Here is an 18,100-nt window from a genome sequence, read left to right as displayed (position 1 = left end):
CGCCGGTAAGACCCGATGAGTTTTGAGAGAGAGTTGCTTTATGGCTGGCGCCGCCTGCGGTCGAGCCCCGCTTTTACTCTCTGCGTTGTCGTAACACTCGGCTTGGCAATCGGCGTAAGCACAGCAGTCTTCAGCGTCTTTAACGGCGTCCTTCTGCGCCCGCTCGACTACGAGGAAGCGGGCGATCTGGTCAAGATCTGGTCAACCGACCCCGAGTCGGGTCAGGCGGAGATTCCGGTCGATCCTTATGATTTTTCGGTTTGGTCGGAATCCAATAGTACCTTCGAGAAAATGGCGGCCTACGGCGGATGGTCAGGCTTCATCCGGGGCTCGGAAGAGACCTGGGAGGTCCGAGGGCACCGGGCGACATGCGATTTCTTCCGCGTCCTTCGCCAAGCCCCAGCGCTGGGACGCCTCCTCGATCCTGCGGATTGTGAGAGAGGGGCTGAGCCGGTAGCGGTGATCGGGCACGGGCTCTGGCAGCGTGTATACGGGGGCGACCCGGCGATTGTAGGGCGAGTATTGACCTTCAAGGACGAATCCTTTCGCGTGGTGGGGGTGGCTGCCGAGTCGTTTGATTTTGACTCCGGTGCCCAGTTCTGGACGCCGCTCATCTTTGAGGAAGAGTCCCTTCAGACCCGCCAAGGCGGTTTCCTGTTCGTTGTCGCCCGCCTTAAGCCAGAAGTTTCTCTCAAGCAGTCGCAGCTCAATCTTAATGCCGTCGCTGCGCGAGGCCAAAAACAGGACGAAGAGTATGGTGTTCGAGCAGTCTTGCTGCATGAGGAGATCGTCGGACGGACCAGGCAGCCGCTGGTTCTCGTGTTCGTAACGGTGGTCGTTGTCTTTCTGATCGCGTGTTTCAATGTGGCAAGCGTCCTTGTGACGCGCTCTCTTGAGGTGCGTAGCTACGCAGCCCTAAGGGCGGCCCTCGGAGCTTCCCCAATGCAGTTGCTGCGGCTTCACCTGGTCGAGAGCCTGCTTCTCTCGATCTTAGCGGGAGCCCTGGGGCTGATGGCCGCCTGGGTCTGCCTGCAACTCATCCTGCCGGTCATCCCGTCGGGTTTCCCTCGGCTTGACGCCATCCGCATCGACGGTAGCGTTCTTGCCTTCCTCTTCCTGTTGACTCTTGTGACGGCGGGGCTGTGCACCCTGCTGCCCGCGCCTTGGGCCCTCCGCAACCTGCGGGCCTGGCTCGGGGATGCCGGAGGGGTGAAGAAAGGAACGGTGAAAGCAGCTACGCGACAACGTCTCCTAACGGCGCAACTGACCACCGCATTCGTTCTCCTCGTCGGGGCAGGACTGGTTTCAAGAGACTGGCTGCAACTGCGAATGCAGGACCCGGGCTTGAATCCGGAGGGTATTCTGACCGTCAATCTCCGCTTCGACCAGTTCTACCAGGTGCCGCAGCGGGTATTGATCTACCAGGAAGCCCTCAACCAGCTCAAAGCGCTCCCCGGAGTGCGATCCGCAACTTTAGGAACGAACTTCCCCGGCAGCCGCACCAGCGCCGCCTATCCGGTAGAGCTCGAAGGAGGCATCACCGATGCCCGCTACCGGGTGCAGGTCCATTGGGCCGCGCCAGACTACTTCGAAGTCATGCAGATCCCCATACTTGAGGGCCGCACCTTTTCAGCCGGCGAAACCGGAACGGTCGCACTTGTCAATGAATCGGCGGCTCGGCGACTGTGGCCAGGAAGAACCGCTCTCGGGCAGAGCATCCGGGTCCTAAGGAAGGGGCAGTCGTGGAAAGAAGTGATCGGCGTCGTGGGTGGGGTGCGCCATTTCGGTCCGACTCGGGAAGTGCCGCCCGAGATTTACCTCCCATTCTCTCAAGCGGACCAGATTTTCGTAGGGTCCATGCTGGTCCTTCGCACCGAGACGGCACCAACCCAACTCCTGCCCATCATTTCCAAACGACTCCGCGAGAGTTACCCGAACATTACGACGATCCGCACGGCCACCATGAGCGGCTACCTACAGCAGGCCGTCGAAAGGCCCCGCTTTCTGATGGTACTGCTTAACGCCTATGGCGCATTCGGCTTCCTCATCGCCATTGTTGCCGTCTACGGGATGGTCAGCTATGTGACTGCTTTGCGGAAACAGGAACTAGGAATTCGGAAGGCCCTGGGCGCACAGCGTAGCGATTTGCGCAGGCTGGTGATGGGTTCCGCCCTGGGATCAATTGCCTGGAGCCTCCTCTTCGGCCTGCTTATTTCAGGTGGCCTTATGCATCTGCTCACGGGCTACCTTCACAGCGTGAGTCCTGTAGACCCCACGACGTACCTCGCAGTGGTTGCGACCTTCGTCTCGGTTTCTCTGCTCTCGTCCTACCTGCCTTCAAGACGCATCGAGAGAATCGAACCGACCTCAATCTTGCGGTATCAATGAGGAGGAACTGAAGGTTCCGATGTTTACCTAGCGATGGAAACAGGGTAACTTGGCTCAGAATGGCCATGCGTGTCTTGATCGTGGATGATGAGCCGCCGGCGCGGCGCAAGCTGCGCAGGTTCCTCTCCGATGAAGAGGACTTCGAGGTGGTGGGAGAAGCTTCCTCGGGGACAGAGGCGGTGGACGCTATCCGGCGCCTGCGTCCCCAGGCCGTCTTCCTCGACATCCAGATGCCCGAGATGGACGGGTTCGAGGTGCTGCGGGAGTTGCACCGCGAACTCGATCCCGCTGCGCAGGAAGCGGCCGATCTGCTCCCGCGCATCGTCTTCGTGACGGCTTACGACCAGTTCGCGCTCAAGGCCTTCGAGGTGGCGGCGCTGGATTATCTGCTCAAGCCCTACGACCGCCAACGACTTCGCCAAGCCTTGCAACGCCTGCGACGCGAAGCCCGACAACCTAACGCCGGGAAGGTCCAGGAGGGCCTGCAGGAATTGCTGAGCCATCTGCGGCGTGAGCGACAGCACCCTCAGCGCCTCATGGTCCGCTCTCAGGGGCGGGTGCGCTTCATCAGGGTGGAGGAGATCGATTGGATCGGAGCCGCCGGCAATTACGCCGAGATCCACCAGGGTTCGCGCACTCACCTGCTGCGCGAAACCCTGTCCAACCTGGAAGAGCGCCTCGATCCCAGGCACTTCGTCAGGGTCCACCGTTCGGCCATCGTCAACCTCGAGCAGGTGCGCGAGGTCCATCCCTACTCCAAGAACGACTATGTGGTGGTGCTGGCTTCGGGCGAGAAGGTTCGCATGAGCCGCAATTATCGCCAGAGGCTGGAAGAGGCAGCCGACTTCCCCTGAGGCCGCTGTTGAAAGCATAATAAGATCCCGATGCGCCTCACCTCCCGCGAAAAAGCCCTCCTCCAGTCGGTGTGCGACGCGCTGGTCCCCTCCATCGCCTCCTCTGAGAAGGGCGAAGTGGGCGAGTTCTGGAGGCGCTCGGCTGCCCATCTGCCCCTGCAGGAGTTCATTGCCGGATTCCTGGGCGCGCAACGGCCCCGCGTCCGCCGCGACTTCCGCCGCCTTCTGGCATTGCTGGCCTCGCCCCTGCTGGGACTGACCTGGGGAGGCCCCTTCAAGCCCTTCGACCGGCTCGACGCCCGCCAGCGTGAAGCCTTGCTGCAGAGTTGGTCGGTTTCCCGCTTCCACACCCTGCGCCAGGCCTTCAACGCCCTCAAGAAACTGGGGCTCTTCGCCTTTTACGGATACTGCCCGCCCGACGGCCTCAATCCTTCCTGGAAGGCCCTGGGCTACCCGGGGCCGCAGACCAACTCCGGCGAGGCCGAGCCCCACGGCATCTCTTCGCTCGAGGTCGAGTCCGACCTGGACCTGCGCTGTCAGGCGCTGGTCGTCGGCAGCGGGGCCGGAGGCGGAGTGGTGGCCGGCGAGTTGGCTCAAGCCGGCCTGGACGTGATCGTTGCGGAAAAAGGCGGCAACTACGACGAGTCCCAATTCTGCAACCTTGAGAGCAAGATGGCCGAACGGCTCTACGAGGGAAGCGGCCTGGCCACCTCCCACGACGGCTCGGTCAACCTTCTCGCGGGAAGCTGCCTGGGTGGCGGAACCACCGTCAACTGGGCCGGATCGTTTCGCACGCCCGACTACGTACTGCGGGAATGGGCCCGCCTCTACCAGTTGCCCCAAATGCTGGAGCAGGCCTACCAGCAGTCGATGGAGGCCGTCTGCCAAACCCTGGGAGTCACCTTGCAAGGGCCTCGCCACAATCCTCAGAACCAGGCCCTCTGGGACGCCTCGCTCAAGCGCGGCGACGAGGTGGAAGTGATCGCCCGCAACATCCGCGGATGTCCGCAGCCGGACGGACTGGCCTGCGGCTATTGCGGGATGGGCTGCCGGTTGGGAAGCAAGCAAAGCGTCCTCAGGACCTATCTGCGCAGCGCCTCCCGGGATGGCGCCCGCGTCCTCTGCGACACTGCAATCGAGCGCCTGATGATCGAACAAGGCCGGGTGGTCGGGGCCCTGGGACATTGCCGCGCATCCGACGGACGGCGCTACCGCGTGCGCATCCGCGCCGACCAGGTGGCGGTGGCGGCCGGGTCCATCCATTCGCCGGCTCTGCTGCGGCGCAGCGGACTGGAAAACCGCTGGATCGGACGCAATCTCTTCCTGCATCCCACCGTGGGCGTCACCGGGTTCTACGGGCGGCCCATACACTCCTGGTGGGGACCGATGATGTCGGTCGTCAACAATGCCTTCATCCATCTCGACGGCGACTATGGATTCAAGCTGGAAACGCCGCCCGTCCACGTGGCTTATTGCGCTCCCACCGTTCCCTGGCACTCGGCCCAGGCTCATAAGGAAATCATGCTCGACTGCGCGCGGGCGGCCCACTTCATCGTACTCACCCGCGACCGCTACGGGGGACGTGTCACGCTCGACCGCCAGGGCTACCCGGTCGTACGCTACAAGCTTCACCGCTACGACCGGGCTCACATGCTCAAAGGACTGAAGGAAGCGGCCCGCCTGCACTGGGAAGCGGGAGCGGAAAGCGTCCTCTTTCACCACAATGGGCCCTCCCACTTCGCTTCATCGGCAGCCTTCGAGGAGGAGGCGAGGAACATCTCATCGTGGGGATGGGAGGCGGGCCGCTTCTCTCTCTTCAGCGCTCACCAGATGAGCACCTGCCGCATGGCTGGATCGTCCAGGCTGGGCGTGGTCCGCCCCAGCGGCGAGAGTTGGGAAATCAAGAATCTATACTTGACCGACGCCTCGGCCTTGCCCAGGTGCAGCGGCGTCAATCCCATGCTCACCATCATGGCCTTGGCCCATCAAACCGCCCAACACATGAAAGCGGCGGCCTCTTCCATGATTCTCTAAATGAAGACGGCCGCCTGAAGGACTCCCCCTTCAGGCGGCCGCATCTGGCATTCGATGGACACCTCTGTCATCGAAATCCCGCTAATTCCAGGGCGGATCGAACTCTCCCGAGGTCGTCCACTCCTTCATCCAATGGTGCATTCTTCCTCCAGATGCTGAGTGTGATTGATTGTTGGAGAGACCTGGAAAGCCGCTTTCCAGGCACCTTTTCACTTCTAGACACGCTCAGCAGATATTTGTGTGAGAGTCAGGTCCGATTAATCTTCCTTGAAGTCACCCCGACTGGGGTCGCGGGAAGTGCGATGTTCTTATTTGCAGTATGAGAATTCTTTGGGTGTATCTCTTGCCAAACAGCAGGAGGACGGGTCAGCCTTTGCGCGTTCGCCGGCCTGCTCGGCGGCGGGCCTGGCGCAAGGCCTCGCCCAGTTCGGAAGCCGGCTCTCGCGACTCTTCTTGCGCCGCCGCTCGGGGAGGGGCTTGCGGGGCGGCTTTCTGGCGGGACTGGTCCGCGGCTATGGGCACTTTCTCCTGAGTGGAGCGAGGCGGGGTTGAGTCCGCCTCTTTCGGTAAGGCGAGAGAGCCCAGGCGGGCGCTGATCCAGCCGCTGCGGCGCTCCAGCACCTCGGCCAGCAAGATGGCCAAGGCCAGGGCCAGCAGCCAGGGGCGCAAGGGGATCCGGCGCGGCAGGCGGGGCAGGTCACCCCAGGTGGAGGCCAGGTCAAGCCGCTGAACGCCTCCGCTGGCCTGGGCCAGGCGGCGCAGCGTGGAGGCGCCCCGCTCCTGGTCTTGAGGCGCGTACTCGGGAGAATAGAGCATCTGCACGGCCGGCAGCGCGATACGTCCCTCCCCCTCCATCTCGACGACCGGCAGGAGCGTCTCCGACCCGCGGGCGGGGAGGGTCGCCTCCAGCACGTCGGGCGAGGTCCAGCGCAGGGTCGTTTCCTCGCTTTGGGGAGGTTGGCCCGGCAGTTGGCGCAGCAGGTGCAGACGGGGCAGGCGCGAGGGATCACCCTGGCGGCGTTCGGGGTCAAGCTGCAGCTCGACCTTGAGCAGCCCTTCTCGCAGGGTCCGGCGCAAAAGCATGTGATCGGGCAGAGACTGTTCCTCGCCGGCCGTCCAGCGAGCCAGTCCGCTCCACATCTCGCCCACCGATTCCCACCCCGCCAGGGGACCGGTGTATTCTCCGTCCGCTTCGCCCGTGTAGGCCAGCACGCGCCCCGCGCCGGCCTGCCAGGAAGCCACCAGAGGCGCTTCGTACTCGTCGCCGCTGAGGGCCGCCTGCTCGGCCTGGGGACGCAGGTAGGCCAGGTTGTATCCATCGATGGAGGGAGGCTGGGGCAGAACCTGGCCCATCAAGCTGTAGAGTCCGGCTGTAAAGCGAACCGGCGTAGGCTTTTCGATGAAGGTGCTGCGGGCGACCAGAAAGGTGTCCTGGGCGAAGAGGCGGGGCAGTTCCTGAGCGTCTTCGGTGAAGTAGAGTTGCCCCCCGCCGCGCGTGGCAACATCTTCCAGCAGTGGGGCGTCGGTGTCGGCGTCGGTTCCCAGGCCCACCACGGAAACGGTGATGCCGGCCCTCCTCATTTCTTCCAGCAGCCTGATGTATTGCCCGGGTTGTTCGGCGTCGGCGGCGTCGGCGAAGAGGATGACGTGGCGGGTGGCGTTCTTGGCTTCCAGGGCCTGGGCGGCGGCGGCCTTGAGGGCCTCGTAGACGAAGATTCCGCCTCCCGCCGGCGCCAATGAAGCGACCAGAGAGCGGTCGGCTTTGACCTCGGACACGGCCCCCAGCGGAACCACGATATGGGGCGCGCTGTCGACGCCCACCAGTCCGAACTCGTCCTGGTCGCTGAGCATGTCGAGGACTTCCAATGAGGCCCGGTTGGCCAATTGCATCTTGGTCAAGCCGGCGCCGTCCACCGGAACCGCCATGCTGCCCGAGCGATCCAGCGCGAGGACGATGGAGAGGGCGAATTTGCGATGTTCCTGGCGCAGTTCCATCGACACCGGAAGGATGGGGTCGAGAGGCGACTGAAAGTACCCGCCCGGCCCGTAGGAGCGGCGTCCTCCGGTCATGAGCAGTCCGCCGGCGGCCTCCCGCACCCAGGCCGAGAGGTCCTGCATGGCGGAGCGGCCCAGCCGGTCGGCGGGCACGTTCTCCACAATCACCCCGGAGTAGCCGGAAAGCGTCTCCAAACCCCAGTGAATCCGCCTCGGACTGCGCACCTCGACCTGCAGACCTCCTCTCCGCAGCAGTTGGGCCAGCCCCTGCGAGGAGCTTTCACTGACCAGCAGCAGCGGCCGCTTTCCGCTGGAGCTGACCAGAAACCGCCCCAGGTTGTTTTGCTGGACGGGATCGGAGCTCTCTCCTTCGATGCGCAGCCGGTAAGCCACGGTTCCGGCTCCTTGGGAACGGTCGCGAAAGACCAGGCGGTTGAGTCCAGCCTGCAGTTGGCGGCTGCCCCGGGCGATCACCTGCCCCCCGCCGCGCAGTTCGATGTCCGCTCGCTGATCGCTGGGCGACTGCACCCAGGCGATGATGGCGTAGGCCTCGCCGGGGGAGACTTCGTCGGGCGCATCCACGTTCACCAGGGCCAGGTCGTTTTCCACAGGACGGCGCAGCAGGCGGTAATCGATGGGGACGCCGCGGGAGGCCGCCAGGTGACCCAGCGGGGTGGGATCGTCCCCTGTCCAACGTCCGTCCGAAAGGACGAGAAGGCGTCCGCTGCCGTCGCCGGGTATGAGCGCCAGGCCTCTTTCCACGGCTTGGGAGAGACGCGAGGCCGTCCCCTGGTAGCTTTGTGCGAAATCCGAGGCCGAGGGCTCCAGGGCCGCCCGCTCGGCGAACGACACCAGCAACAGCCGTCCCCGCTCGCTTCGCGATTGATCCAGCAGGCTCAGTACTTCGCGCTGGGATGCGTCGAATCCCTCGGGCATGGACTGACTGCGGTCGGCGACCACCACGATGGTTCCGGCTCGGCGTGGCAGTTCGATGACAGGCGAAGCCAGGGCCGTCACCAGCAGCGCCAGCACAACCAGGCGCAGGAGGCGCAGGACGCGGGTTGGCGGAGGCCAGACCCACAGCGCCGCCGCAAGAGGGATCAGCAAGAGCAGCCAGAGAGGCCAAAGGAGAGTCATGCGCCTCCCTCCTCAGCCGTCCCGAGACGGCTCAGCCAGCCGCCGGTCAGGGCCTGATGAAAGAGCAACACGGCCAAGGCCGCCAGCAGGAAGAACCAGGTCAGGTCGGCGTATTCCCAGCGGCGGGCGGCCTGGTCGATCCAGTCCCCCCAGCGTCCCGAAGCCGCGGCGCGCAGATCAGACTCGTCGGCATGCAGCAGGTTGGCTACGAAAGAATAGCTGCCGCCCTCCTCCGGGCGGAGTCGGTAAAGGCCGGGCTGAGGGGCCGGGATGGAGAGTTCTCCTCCCGTCGAGGTCAGGGAATGCCGGCTGCCGTCGGGGAACTCCACATCGAGTTGGCCGGAGCCGCGCAGGCCCACTTGAACGGCCTCGCCGCTGCGCAGATTGACCCGCTGCGGACCCGGCCTCATGTCCTGCCGCCAAGTGAGGAGATTAAAGAAGAAGATAGGCCAATCGGCCGTGCGCTGGACGTTGGAGGCGGGCGGATACAAGCGCATCCAGAGGTCGAAGCTCGCGTCCAGGGCGCGCCGGGCGCTGACCAGCGGAATGTTGTCGGATGAGATGACGGGAGTTCCCGGCAGCGGTCCGGGCGAAGCCGCCCAGATGGCGGCCGACAGGCTCAGTCCCTGGCCCAGCGGATGGGTACGGTCGACCACCAAGGGTCCGGCCTGGGGAACCGCGCCGCTTTGGGCCGGGATATGAAAACGCCAGGGCCGCCGGGCCTCCGCCAAAGGATCTTGAGGCGGGTCGCCGGCTCCCAGGAAGAGGATCTCGGGACGCTCCTCCACCAGCAGGGCTTGTCCGCTGGCATCGAGTGCGCGTTCAAGCAGTTGGCGCAGGTCCGGGTCCTCGATCTTGACCGCGGCACGCACCTTGGGCCGGTTTTCAGGCAGCAGCAGGACTTGATCGTCGGCGCCCAGGGAATCGCCGGGCAAAGACACGCGTACCGGGCGGTCGGAGGGAACCTCGAAGACCAGGCGGCTGATCCGGCCCGCCTGCACCTCCAGTCTCTGCTCGGCGCTGCCCACGACCGTGAATGGCTGCGGCCCCGCTTGCCGCGAGTCCAGAGTCTCGATGGTGACGGTCAGTGAAAGTGGCGAGGGCCCCCAATTGGCGACCTCCACGAAATTGCGCCGGGTGGCTTTGGAGCGGCCGGCGTTGACCAGCGCCAGGTTGCCCATGGGACGCCCGAAGCTCCACTGCACGTAGTTGGAGGCGCCGGCCCGCGTCTGTTGCGCCTCGCCGGGCATCGCCGCTCCGCTCTCCTCTCCCTGGGAAGGTACGGAACCCGGCGCCTGGTCGCTGAGCACCAGCACCCGTCCCAGTTCGCCGGCCAGACGGCGGGCCAGCGCTATCCCCGATGGCAGATCGGCCCTGGAGGCTTGACACTTCCAGGACGCCAGTTCTTGCTCGAGCTGCTCTTCGTTCTCCAGGTCGCGCGCCAGCAGGGAGGCCTCCTGGCCGGCCAGAACCAGGTGGAAGGGAGCGTGACGACCCCCTCCCGCTTCTTCCAGCAAAGCCTGCAGGGCCCGCTCGCGGGGGGACTGGGGTTCGCCGGCCCGCATGGAAAAGGAGTCGTCCAGCACCACCGCCAGAGGACGCCGGTTCTCGCTCAGCTTGAAGTGAGGAGAAGCGGCCGCCAGGGCCAGCAGCGCGATGATCAGCAACTCCAGCCAGAAGGGAGGAGGGGTGCGCAGGCGCCGCCATTTGCGTCCGCCCTGCTGGGGAAGGCGGGGGGTGGTCCACAACATCAGGGAAGAGACCTGGCGGCGGCGCAGGCGGCGTTGCAGAAAGTAGATGGCCAGCAAAGCGGGGACTCCAGCCAAGATGAGCAAGCCCCAGGGCTGGAAAAGCATCAGGCGGCCTCCAGGATCTGGGCGGCCACCAGGTCATCCAGCCGCCAGCCCGCTTCCACCACCTCTTCGGCCACCAGGGTCACCATGGGGGCGGCGCTCTGGCGGCAGGCGGCTTGCCAGGCGTCCCGGTGACGGGTCAGGCCGCGTCGGTAGCCGCGCAGCACCGAGGCGTCGACGCGCATCTCCCGCGTTTTCCCGCTTTCCCGATCGAGCAGGCGAATGTTGCCGTAGGCCTGGGGATCGACGTCCTCCCGGGCCAGCACCTGAATGACGGCCAGGCGCGCCGCTCCCCGGCCCATCAGGCGCAGCGTCCGAATGGGATCTCCCGGCCAGAGGAGGTCGCTGACCAGCACCCGCAACCCTTGCGGCCTCCACTCGGGGAGTCCGTTTTGCAGCGCCTGGTCGAGAGGCGTGTCGGCATTGAACTCCAGGTCCTGCCAGAGGGCGCTGGGCTCATTCAGACTTCCCAGCGGAAGGCAGGTTCTTGCCGCCATCCAGGGACGGTAGGAGTAGCCGGCGTTGGAGGCGGCCTGAGCCAGCAGAGCGGCCATGCCCGTTGCCACCGAGGCCTTGAGGCTGTCCTCTAGGTCCATGGACCGCGAGGCGTCCAGCAGGAGATCGAGGTGAGGGCTGACTTCTTCCTGAAAGAGCTTGACGATGAGACGGTCGCTGCGGGCGTAGGCACTCCAGTCGATGTGGCGCAAGTCGTCGCCCGGCAGGTACTCGCGATGATCATGGAACTCGCGCGAAGATCCGGCCCGCTTGGCCAGATAGCTCCCTGCCCTGCCCCAGGAGCGCGGAAGGTCGAGGGCCAGGCGGTAGCGCATGCCGGCTGCTTCTCCCCGGCGCAAAGACTGGCTGAGACTTTCATTCATGGGCGGGTTTCCTCGGGAGCCGAGAACGGAATGCGTCGAACTGAGCGCCCATCCAACTGGCGCTGCCCAGCAACCCGACAGCCGACAAGAACACGCCCATGACCAAATGGGCGCCGCGGTTGGACTCGACAGCCAAGCCGACGGGATTGCCCAGCAGGAAGTAGCGGAAGCCCTCCGAGGTGCTCCAAAACTCAGGTGCGGCCAAGGCCCCCGCTACGGGCGGGATGAGCATGGCCGCCAAGAGCACTCCCAGCGCCAGCAGCCCGCTGCGCTTGGGGTGCAGCAGACCGCTGGGCAAACTCCTGTAGATGATGAGCCCGATCAGGGAATAGCCCAGCGAGTAGAGCATCAATCCGGCCGCAATCGCGATAGCTTTGGAGACGGAGTCTCCGGAGGCCAGGTAGAGGCTGGTGAAATGAGCAACAAGGAGGGTGGCCATTCCCAGCAAGGAGTTGAATATGACGCCCGCGGCCGCCCCGCTGGAAAGCAGGAAGGTCTTCCACAGGGGCCAACCCCGCGAGGGCACCCCGCGCAGGATGCGCCGTCCGTAGCGGTGACGCTCGCTCACCGCCACGAAAAAACCGGCGCTGATGATGAGAACGAAGAGCACGCACCAGAAGATGACGAAGAAGGCCTCCCTGAAGTAGAAAGTCGCTCCTGCGGCACCTGCGCCGGTGATTGCCCAGCACCACAACAGGCTGGTGCGGAAACCGCGTGCCCGGTTGGCGGCGGGCGGCGTCAGCAAGGCCACCGCCACCTGAAAAAGCAGAAGGGCCAGGATGCCAAGGACTATGAGCAGAAAAAGATTGAAGGTCCAGGTCTCGGCCGTGCTGCCGGAGGAGATGAGGGAGGCCAGCAGTCCACCCCAACCAATGTGGGCCGTGGTGCCGACGGACATTCCTCCAGAGGCCAGGAAAGCCAGTATCCAGAAAAGCCCGAATCCTCCGAACTGGAGCAGGAAGAGCAGGCTGCCCACAACCAGTACGATCTTGACGGCTCGGGATACCGGCAAGGCGGCCAGCACCATGGCGGCCAGGGTGATCAGGAGAACGGCGGCAAAGGAAAAGGCGGTAACGGTGAAGATGGAGGCCAGATCGACGCCGCGCAAGTAATAGGTCAGCCCAAGGAAGGGCAAGAAGGTGCTGAAGACGAGCCCAGTCAGGGCAATGGTCGAGAACAGCTTGCCGGAAACGACGTGGCGGGCCGAAATGGCGGTGATGAAGATCAAGTCCATCTCTTCGCCGAAGCGTTCGGAGGCAAGCCGCCAGCCGATGTATACGGGAACCAAGAGCATGCAGCTGATGCTCAGGATGGTGTAGAGCAAGGCGAAGACGGTGCGTCCCAGGGCCACCGTGCCCGACGATCCGGCGGTAAGCAGGGCCCCGCCCACGAAAAGCGTCTCCAGACCCACCAGGCCCAGCAGCAAGAAGATGACGAAGCGGCCCTCGGCGATCTGGCGCAGTTCTTTCACGGCCACCGGGTTGAGGAGGTCGCTGAGGTCTTCCAGTCCGCTCCAGGGTTTCATTGCACCTCCCCGCGGGTAATGTCCATGAAGACCTTCTCAAGGTCGGTCTTGCGGTGGCGAAACTCCACGATGCGCCAGCCTTGGGAGACCAATTGGGCCAGGAGTTGGGCGCATTCTTCCTGCCCGCCTTCCAGAACCACTTCGATTCCGCGTCCGGCCGGGACGGCTTGTTCCACGCGTGCCGTCTGCAGCAGCGATTCCAGCAGTTCTTCGCTCCGCTCCAGCACCCGCAGGTAGACCTGGGAGGCCAGTTGGTCCTCCTCCGCCTCCAGGTCGACCGCGCCGGAGCGCAGCAAGCGTCCTTGCTCGATGATGACGGCATCGTCGCAGATCTCCGACAGTTCGCTGAGGATGTGAGAGCTGAAAAGTATGGCCTTGCCCTTCTCGGCCAACACTTTCAGCAGTTCGCGCAGTTCCACTCTGGCGCGCGGGTCGAGTCCCGAGGCGGGCTCGTCCAGGACCAGCACGGGCGGATCGTGAATCAAGGCCCGTGCCACGCTGAGGCGCTGCTTCATGCCTTTGGAGAGCGCCGAGATCTTGCGCTGAGGCAGCTTTCCCAGACCCGTGAAATGCGCGATCTCGTCCACCACCCGGCGGCGGTCCGATCCCCGGAAGTCGAAGGCCCTGGCAAAGAAATCCAGGTAGTCATGGACGGAGATGTCGCTGTGCGAGGGCAAGGCGTCGGGAACGAATCCTACGGCGCGCCGGGTCACTTCGGGATCTTCCAGAACGGAGACGCCGTCGATGAGCACGTCCCCGCCGGTGGGCTCGTCGAGTGTGGCCAGGATGCGCATGGTAGTGGTCTTGCCGGCGCCGTTGGGTCCTACGAAGGCGGCGATGCGGCCGGAAGAGAAAGAGAAGCTCACGCCGTCGACGGCTTTGATGTCGCCGAAGTAGCGCTTGAGGTCCTGCACCTCGACGATCATCGGTCACCTCCCGCCTCTTCCAGCCTGAGCGGCGGCGGCGAGAGGCTGGAGATGCCGAAGACGATGGCGAAACGGTCGGGACGGGTGACTCGGGGTACTCCCAGCTCGACGAAAGGCGCGTCGGAGAGCACCGCTACGTAGGTACCCGGACGCAGGTAGTCGATGTTGCGGGGCACGAACGCCTCGGTCTCCCATCCCCCGGCGTAATAAAAACGCCATAGGGAAGGAACCGGAAAGTCCTGGGGCCGCTTGCGTCCGCTGGGCTTGAGCAGCGCCGACTGGCCCGGAGCCAGTTGCGAACCCCAATAGACGCCGCCGTCCGGCGCGCAAAACCACATTTGCTGAATGTGGGCCCCCAGCCCGTTGGTGACTTCGACGGATCCGGCCTCGATTTTGACCGGCAGCCGTTCCCGTCTTCGTTCTGCTTGGCGGAGTTGAAAGTGGATGGGAATGCGGGCCGAGAGCCATCCTGCTTCAAAACGCAGTCCGTCCTGGAGCAGCAGCCGGCGGGTGGAGAATCCGCTTTCCCGGTCCAACAGCGGCACGGCCTCGGTGTGCTCGTTGAAAAGGATGCCTTGCGGCAAAGTGCGGGTAGAGTAGAACCCTTGGTCGCCCAGCGTGAAAGCCCGGTCGCTGCGTTCGTCCAACATGGTCATCGAACGGGTGCGCACATGGACCTGGGAGCCCTCTACAAAAAGAGCGAATCCGATCAGCAAACCGGTGGTGGCCAGGGCCGTGGCGGGAACCGTCCACCACAGCCAAACGCGCCGTTTCCTGCGGTGCAGGAAGAAGACGTTGGCGGGCCCCAGGAGGAGAGCGAAGAGGACCGTGAGCAGGAAGAGTCCGCGGACGGGCAGGCGAATGTCCTCGGTCACCAGCGTGATGGAAGGCATCTGCCCCCCGGAGAGGGGGGAATAGAGAGGGTTCGCTGTTTGGCCGATGTGCTGGATGGTCCAATCGCCGGCGGAATCGGGGAGAGTCCAGCCGGCAGAGGGAAGGGAGAGGACTCCGCCGAAGCCGATGTAGGCTTCTACCGAGCCTGGCATCACGGTCTCTTGCGTGGGCCACTGCGGCCAACCTGCGGGCAGAGGACCGAGCACGACCAGCGTTCCTCCCAGGGCTACGAAGTCGTAGATGGCCTGCTGCACCGCGGCCGGCGCCGCCGATAGTTCGCGGGAGGAGAGGGCCAGAGCGTCGAAGCGGGAATGAGCCAGCCAATTAGAGCTCCATTGGCGCACCCCCTGCTCGGCCACAATGGCCTGAAATTGCTTGACCGGGGCGCCAGACGGGGCCGGAGTAACGGTGACCGTAGGAGGCCGCACTCCGGGCGAGGCCGAGACCGAGCCCGACATCAGGCGCTGATGGGCCTGGCGCAGCGGAATCTGCAGGTGCTGAGCCGCAGGGCTGAGCAACACGCTGAGACGTTGTCCGTACTGGGAGGCGTGGTACCCGGAGTGAGCGAAAGCCCGCTCGAACTCTTGACCGTCGACCCTGACCCGCAGGCGTCCGCCGCCGGGCAGCATGAGGGGCGGTTGCAGCAGGGAAACCACCAAGTCGGCTCCCGGTCCCGCTTTTAGCCGCCGCACGATGCGGTTCATTCCCCAGGGTCCGGCTTGCTGAATGTCCTCGTGGGGCGCGATGAGCTCCACGAGATGGCTTTCCTGAGAAGTATTGGTGAGGCGGATGCGGTACTCGGCGTAGCCGTGCATGGTGAGAGCCGAGTTGACGGTGGTGTCCAGAGCCTCCAGGCGAATGGGCCCATACTTTTCCTGGGCCCGCAAAGAAGGCAGGGAAAGCAGGGCCGAGAGGATCAGCAGAGCCGCCGCAGGACGCAACATCAGCGGGCCTCCACCCCCTCGGGCAGCCCGCTTTCGCGCCGGTCCAGGGCTTGCAGCAACTGGTCGACGATTTGCTGGGGTCCGACTTTGTCGAAGCGGGCCTGATAGTTGAGCACCAGGCGGTGGTTGAGCACCGCTGCCGCCGCCTCTTCCACGTCCTCGAAACCGACGGTGGGCCGTCCCGCCAGCAGGGCCAGGGCGCGCGCCGACTCGGCCAAGGCGATGGCGGCTCGGGGCGAGGCTCCGTAGCTGACGTAGCCGCCCACGATCTCCGGGGCCTCGGGGCTGGCCGGATGGGTCGCTTCCACCAGGCGTGAAATGTAGCGGGAGACGGCGCGGGGCAGGAAGATGCCCTCCATGGCCTGAAAAAGTCCTTGCAGTTCTTCAGAGGACATACGGCGCTCAGGCTGGGGCATGATGCCGCGCCGGCGGCTGGAGATGATGCGCTCCAGCACCTCGGCGCCGGCGTGCTCGACCTGCAGCTTGAAGAGAAAGCGGTCGAGTTGGGCCTCCGGCAGAGGATAGGTGCCCTCCAACTCGATGGGATTCTGGGAGGCCAGCACGAAGAAGGGGTCGGGAAGGTCGCGGGTCTGTCCCAACAGCGTCACCGACTGTTCCTGCATGGCTTCCAGCAGAGCCGATTGGGTCTTGGGCGAAGCGCGGTTGATCTCGTCGGCCAGCAGAATGTTGGTGAAGACCGGACCGGGGTGGAAGGCCATTCGCCGTCCCTGTGCCGTCTCTTCCAGGATGTGGCTGCCCAGGATGTCCGAGGGCATCAAATCGGGCGTGAACTGGACTCGGTTGAAATCGAGATGAAGCAATTGGCCCAGTGCCTGGATGAGGGCCGTCTTGCCCACCCCGGGAAGTCCTTCCAGCAGAATGTGCCCGCGGCTGAGGATGCCTGCCAACACCAGGCGGTGCAGGCGCTCGCGTCCCAAGAGCATCCGGTCAAGCTGCTGCAGGACGCTTTCGGCCAACTCCACGAAAGGCCGCAATTCTTCGGGTTGCAGCAGCTTTTCGGCAGCCCGGCGGGTGGAGGTTTCAGCAGAAGCGGGGGACTGTTGCTGAGACATACTGCGAGCCTTTCTGAGTTTCGTCAGCGAGGTTGGCCGGGGGGTTGCGAGGAAGAGCCGGTCGGGTCCTGACCGCGCTGGAAAAAGCGTTCCACCGCGCCCCGGTGCCTGGGCAGGACGGTGCGCCTGACCGCGCTTCCTCCGCCCGCCTGGGAGGATTGCAGCGTCCCGCCCGAGGAAACTTGTCCCGGGTCGGTGACGGGAGCGCTGCTGCTCATTCCTACCAGTTCGGCCTCTTCCAGCGAGTGGACGGCTGACGGGGGCAGAGACTGGTCGCGGAAGCCGAAGCCTTCCTGCGCCACCTCGTCTTCAAAGCTCAGCCAGGCATCGCCGCGTCCGCGGTCGACGCCTCCCCGCCCCGGCATCCGGCACCTGGCTCCCGTGGCCAGGATCGCTTTCTCGTTCTCGGCCAGGAAGGCGGCCAAGCCCTCTGCATCAGTTTTGCTTCCGTCCTTGCAGCGGCCCAGCGTCCGGGCGTCGATGAGACGCACCTGCTGCAGCCGCTCCATGCTTTGCAGCAATTCGCTCTTGCTGCTGGAAAGCTGGGCGGAAAGTCTCTGAAGTCCTTCCGGGTCCAGGCCCTCGGTGCTCATCTGGCCCCACTCGCCCGCTTTGGCGGACAGGTTCTGCATGGAAGAGAGCTGGGAAAGCATCTCCTGCAATTCCGCTCCCCCCTGGTCCTGCAAAGCACTTGAAAGCTGGTCGCCGGCCTTGGAAAGCGCCCCGGCCAGTTCTTCGGCCTGAGTCAGGCTTTCGATGGCCTGATCGGCACCCTGGGCCGCTTCCTGGGCGCTCTGTTCCATTTGTTCCTGCAAGTGGTCGAGGGCTTCGTAGGTGCGGGCGGGATCGTCGGCATCCGATTCCTTGCGCAGCGATTCCATCTGCCGGCGCAGCGATTCGGCTTCTTCCTGCCGATAGATCTCCTCCTCCTCAAGAACGTCAATCTGCTGAGCCAATTCCTGGCTCTGGCGGTCGATATCGAGCAGGGCCCTTACGGGGGTCTCGGGAATGGGAAGCAGCCAGGCCGCCATCAGGAAGAGGCAGGCCGTCGAGGCGGCCGCCGCCGGGCGCTTCCACTGGACCTTGAGGCGCGGCAGATGGTACTCGCCCAACTGCTTTCCCCAGGCGCCCAAGTCCCTTTCCGCCGAAGCAACCAGAAATCCGCCGGCGCGGTTGCGGCGTTCCACCAGAGCCAGCAGCCCCAGGTAGCTGGGAGTGCGGCGGCTGGAGAGGTTGGCCGACAGGGCCAGGGCGGCGGCTAAGCCCAGCGCGCCTGTCCACAGCCAGGGACTGCCTTGTCCCGTGGCTGCCCGCCAGGCCAGTACCAAGGTGCCCCAAAAAAAGATCCAGGCGGCCGACAACATGAGCGTCCAACGGGCGGCCAGCAGCCAGCGGCAGCGCCGGCGCAGGTTCAGCACTGCCCGGCGGGCGCGCAGGATTCGATTCTCCACCGCCGCGTCATCCGGAGCACCAGGATCGTTATCGGGGGCCATACGTTCCTTTCAGATGCGAGCTGGACATACTTGGACGAAAAACTCTCAGGTCAGGACATAGACACCAAAAGGATACACTGAGTTCCCGTCCGTTGTCTCCAGGGGT

At 64.7% G+C, this 18,100-nt stretch carries 11 protein-coding genes; 3 read left to right on the top strand and 8 right to left on the bottom strand.

Going from position 1 to position 18,100, the window contains the following annotated elements:
* Positions 1-15: 15 nt before the first annotated feature.
* The 3 genes from VLU25_22045 (at position 16) to VLU25_22035 (ending at position 5,276) form a co-directional block, all read left to right on the top strand.
* Positions 16-2,388, top strand: a complete 2,373-nt coding sequence (locus VLU25_22045; GenBank protein ID HSR70625.1) for an ABC transporter permease — start codon at positions 16-18, stop codon at positions 2,386-2,388.
* A 65-nt stretch (positions 2,389-2,453) separates the two neighbouring features.
* Positions 2,454-3,242 (top strand): response regulator, encoded by a 789-nt coding sequence (locus tag VLU25_22040; GenBank protein HSR70624.1) that lies wholly within the window; start codon positions 2,454-2,456, stop codon positions 3,240-3,242.
* Positions 3,243-3,272: 30 nt separating this feature from the next.
* Entirely contained in the window at positions 3,273-5,276 is a 2,004-nt protein-coding gene (locus VLU25_22035; GenBank protein ID HSR70623.1) for a GMC family oxidoreductase N-terminal domain-containing protein, read from the top strand.
* A gap of 366 nt (positions 5,277-5,642) precedes the next feature.
* Here VLU25_22035 and VLU25_22030 read toward each other — a convergent pair whose 3' ends face one another.
* The 8 genes from VLU25_22030 to VLU25_21995 are packed head-to-tail and all read right to left on the bottom strand — an operon-like array spanning position 5,643 to position 17,952.
* The gene (locus tag VLU25_22030) at positions 5,643-8,408 is read right to left on the bottom strand and encodes a vWA domain-containing protein (GenBank protein HSR70622.1); all 2,766 of its coding nucleotides are present in this window, start codon (positions 8,406-8,408) and stop codon (positions 5,643-5,645) included.
* Positions 8,405-10,264: a BatA domain-containing protein gene (locus tag VLU25_22025; GenBank protein ID HSR70621.1), complete on the bottom strand. Its 1,860-nt coding sequence runs from the start codon at positions 10,262-10,264 to the stop codon at positions 8,405-8,407. Before VLU25_22025 ends, VLU25_22030 begins: the two co-directional genes overlap by 4 nt.
* Positions 10,264-11,139: a DUF58 domain-containing protein gene (locus VLU25_22020; GenBank protein ID HSR70620.1), complete on the bottom strand. Its 876-nt coding sequence runs from the start codon at positions 11,137-11,139 to the stop codon at positions 10,264-10,266. Before VLU25_22020 ends, VLU25_22025 begins: the two co-directional genes overlap by 1 nt.
* Complete coding sequence (locus VLU25_22015) at positions 11,132-12,664, bottom strand: hypothetical protein (protein HSR70619.1); 1,533 nt, start codon at positions 12,662-12,664, stop codon at positions 11,132-11,134. The genes VLU25_22020 and VLU25_22015 overlap by 8 nt, the downstream gene beginning before the upstream one ends.
* Complete coding sequence (locus tag VLU25_22010; GenBank protein HSR70618.1) at positions 12,661-13,590, bottom strand: ABC transporter ATP-binding protein; 930 nt, start codon at positions 13,588-13,590, stop codon at positions 12,661-12,663. Before VLU25_22010 ends, VLU25_22015 begins: the two co-directional genes overlap by 4 nt.
* Positions 13,587-15,428 carry a hypothetical protein gene (locus VLU25_22005; GenBank protein ID HSR70617.1) on the bottom strand — a complete coding sequence of 614 codons (1,842 nt, stop codon included), beginning with the start codon at positions 15,426-15,428 and terminating at the stop codon, positions 13,587-13,589. Before VLU25_22005 ends, VLU25_22010 begins: the two co-directional genes overlap by 4 nt.
* The gene (locus VLU25_22000) at positions 15,428-16,501 is read right to left on the bottom strand and encodes an AAA family ATPase (GenBank protein ID HSR70616.1); all 1,074 of its coding nucleotides are present in this window, start codon (positions 16,499-16,501) and stop codon (positions 15,428-15,430) included. The genes VLU25_22005 and VLU25_22000 overlap by 1 nt, the downstream gene beginning before the upstream one ends.
* A gap of 23 nt (positions 16,502-16,524) precedes the next feature.
* Entirely contained in the window at positions 16,525-17,952 is a 1,428-nt protein-coding gene (locus VLU25_21995) for a hypothetical protein (GenBank protein ID HSR70615.1), read from the bottom strand.
* Between the last annotated feature and the right edge of the window lie 148 nt (positions 17,953-18,100).

Source organism: Acidobacteriota bacterium (assembly GCA_035471785.1).
Lineage (GTDB): Bacteria > Acidobacteriota > UBA6911 > RPQK01 > DATIPO01 > JANQFM01.
Note: the sequence above shows the minus strand (reverse complement) of the source record. Positions and strands in the feature narration are given on the sequence as shown.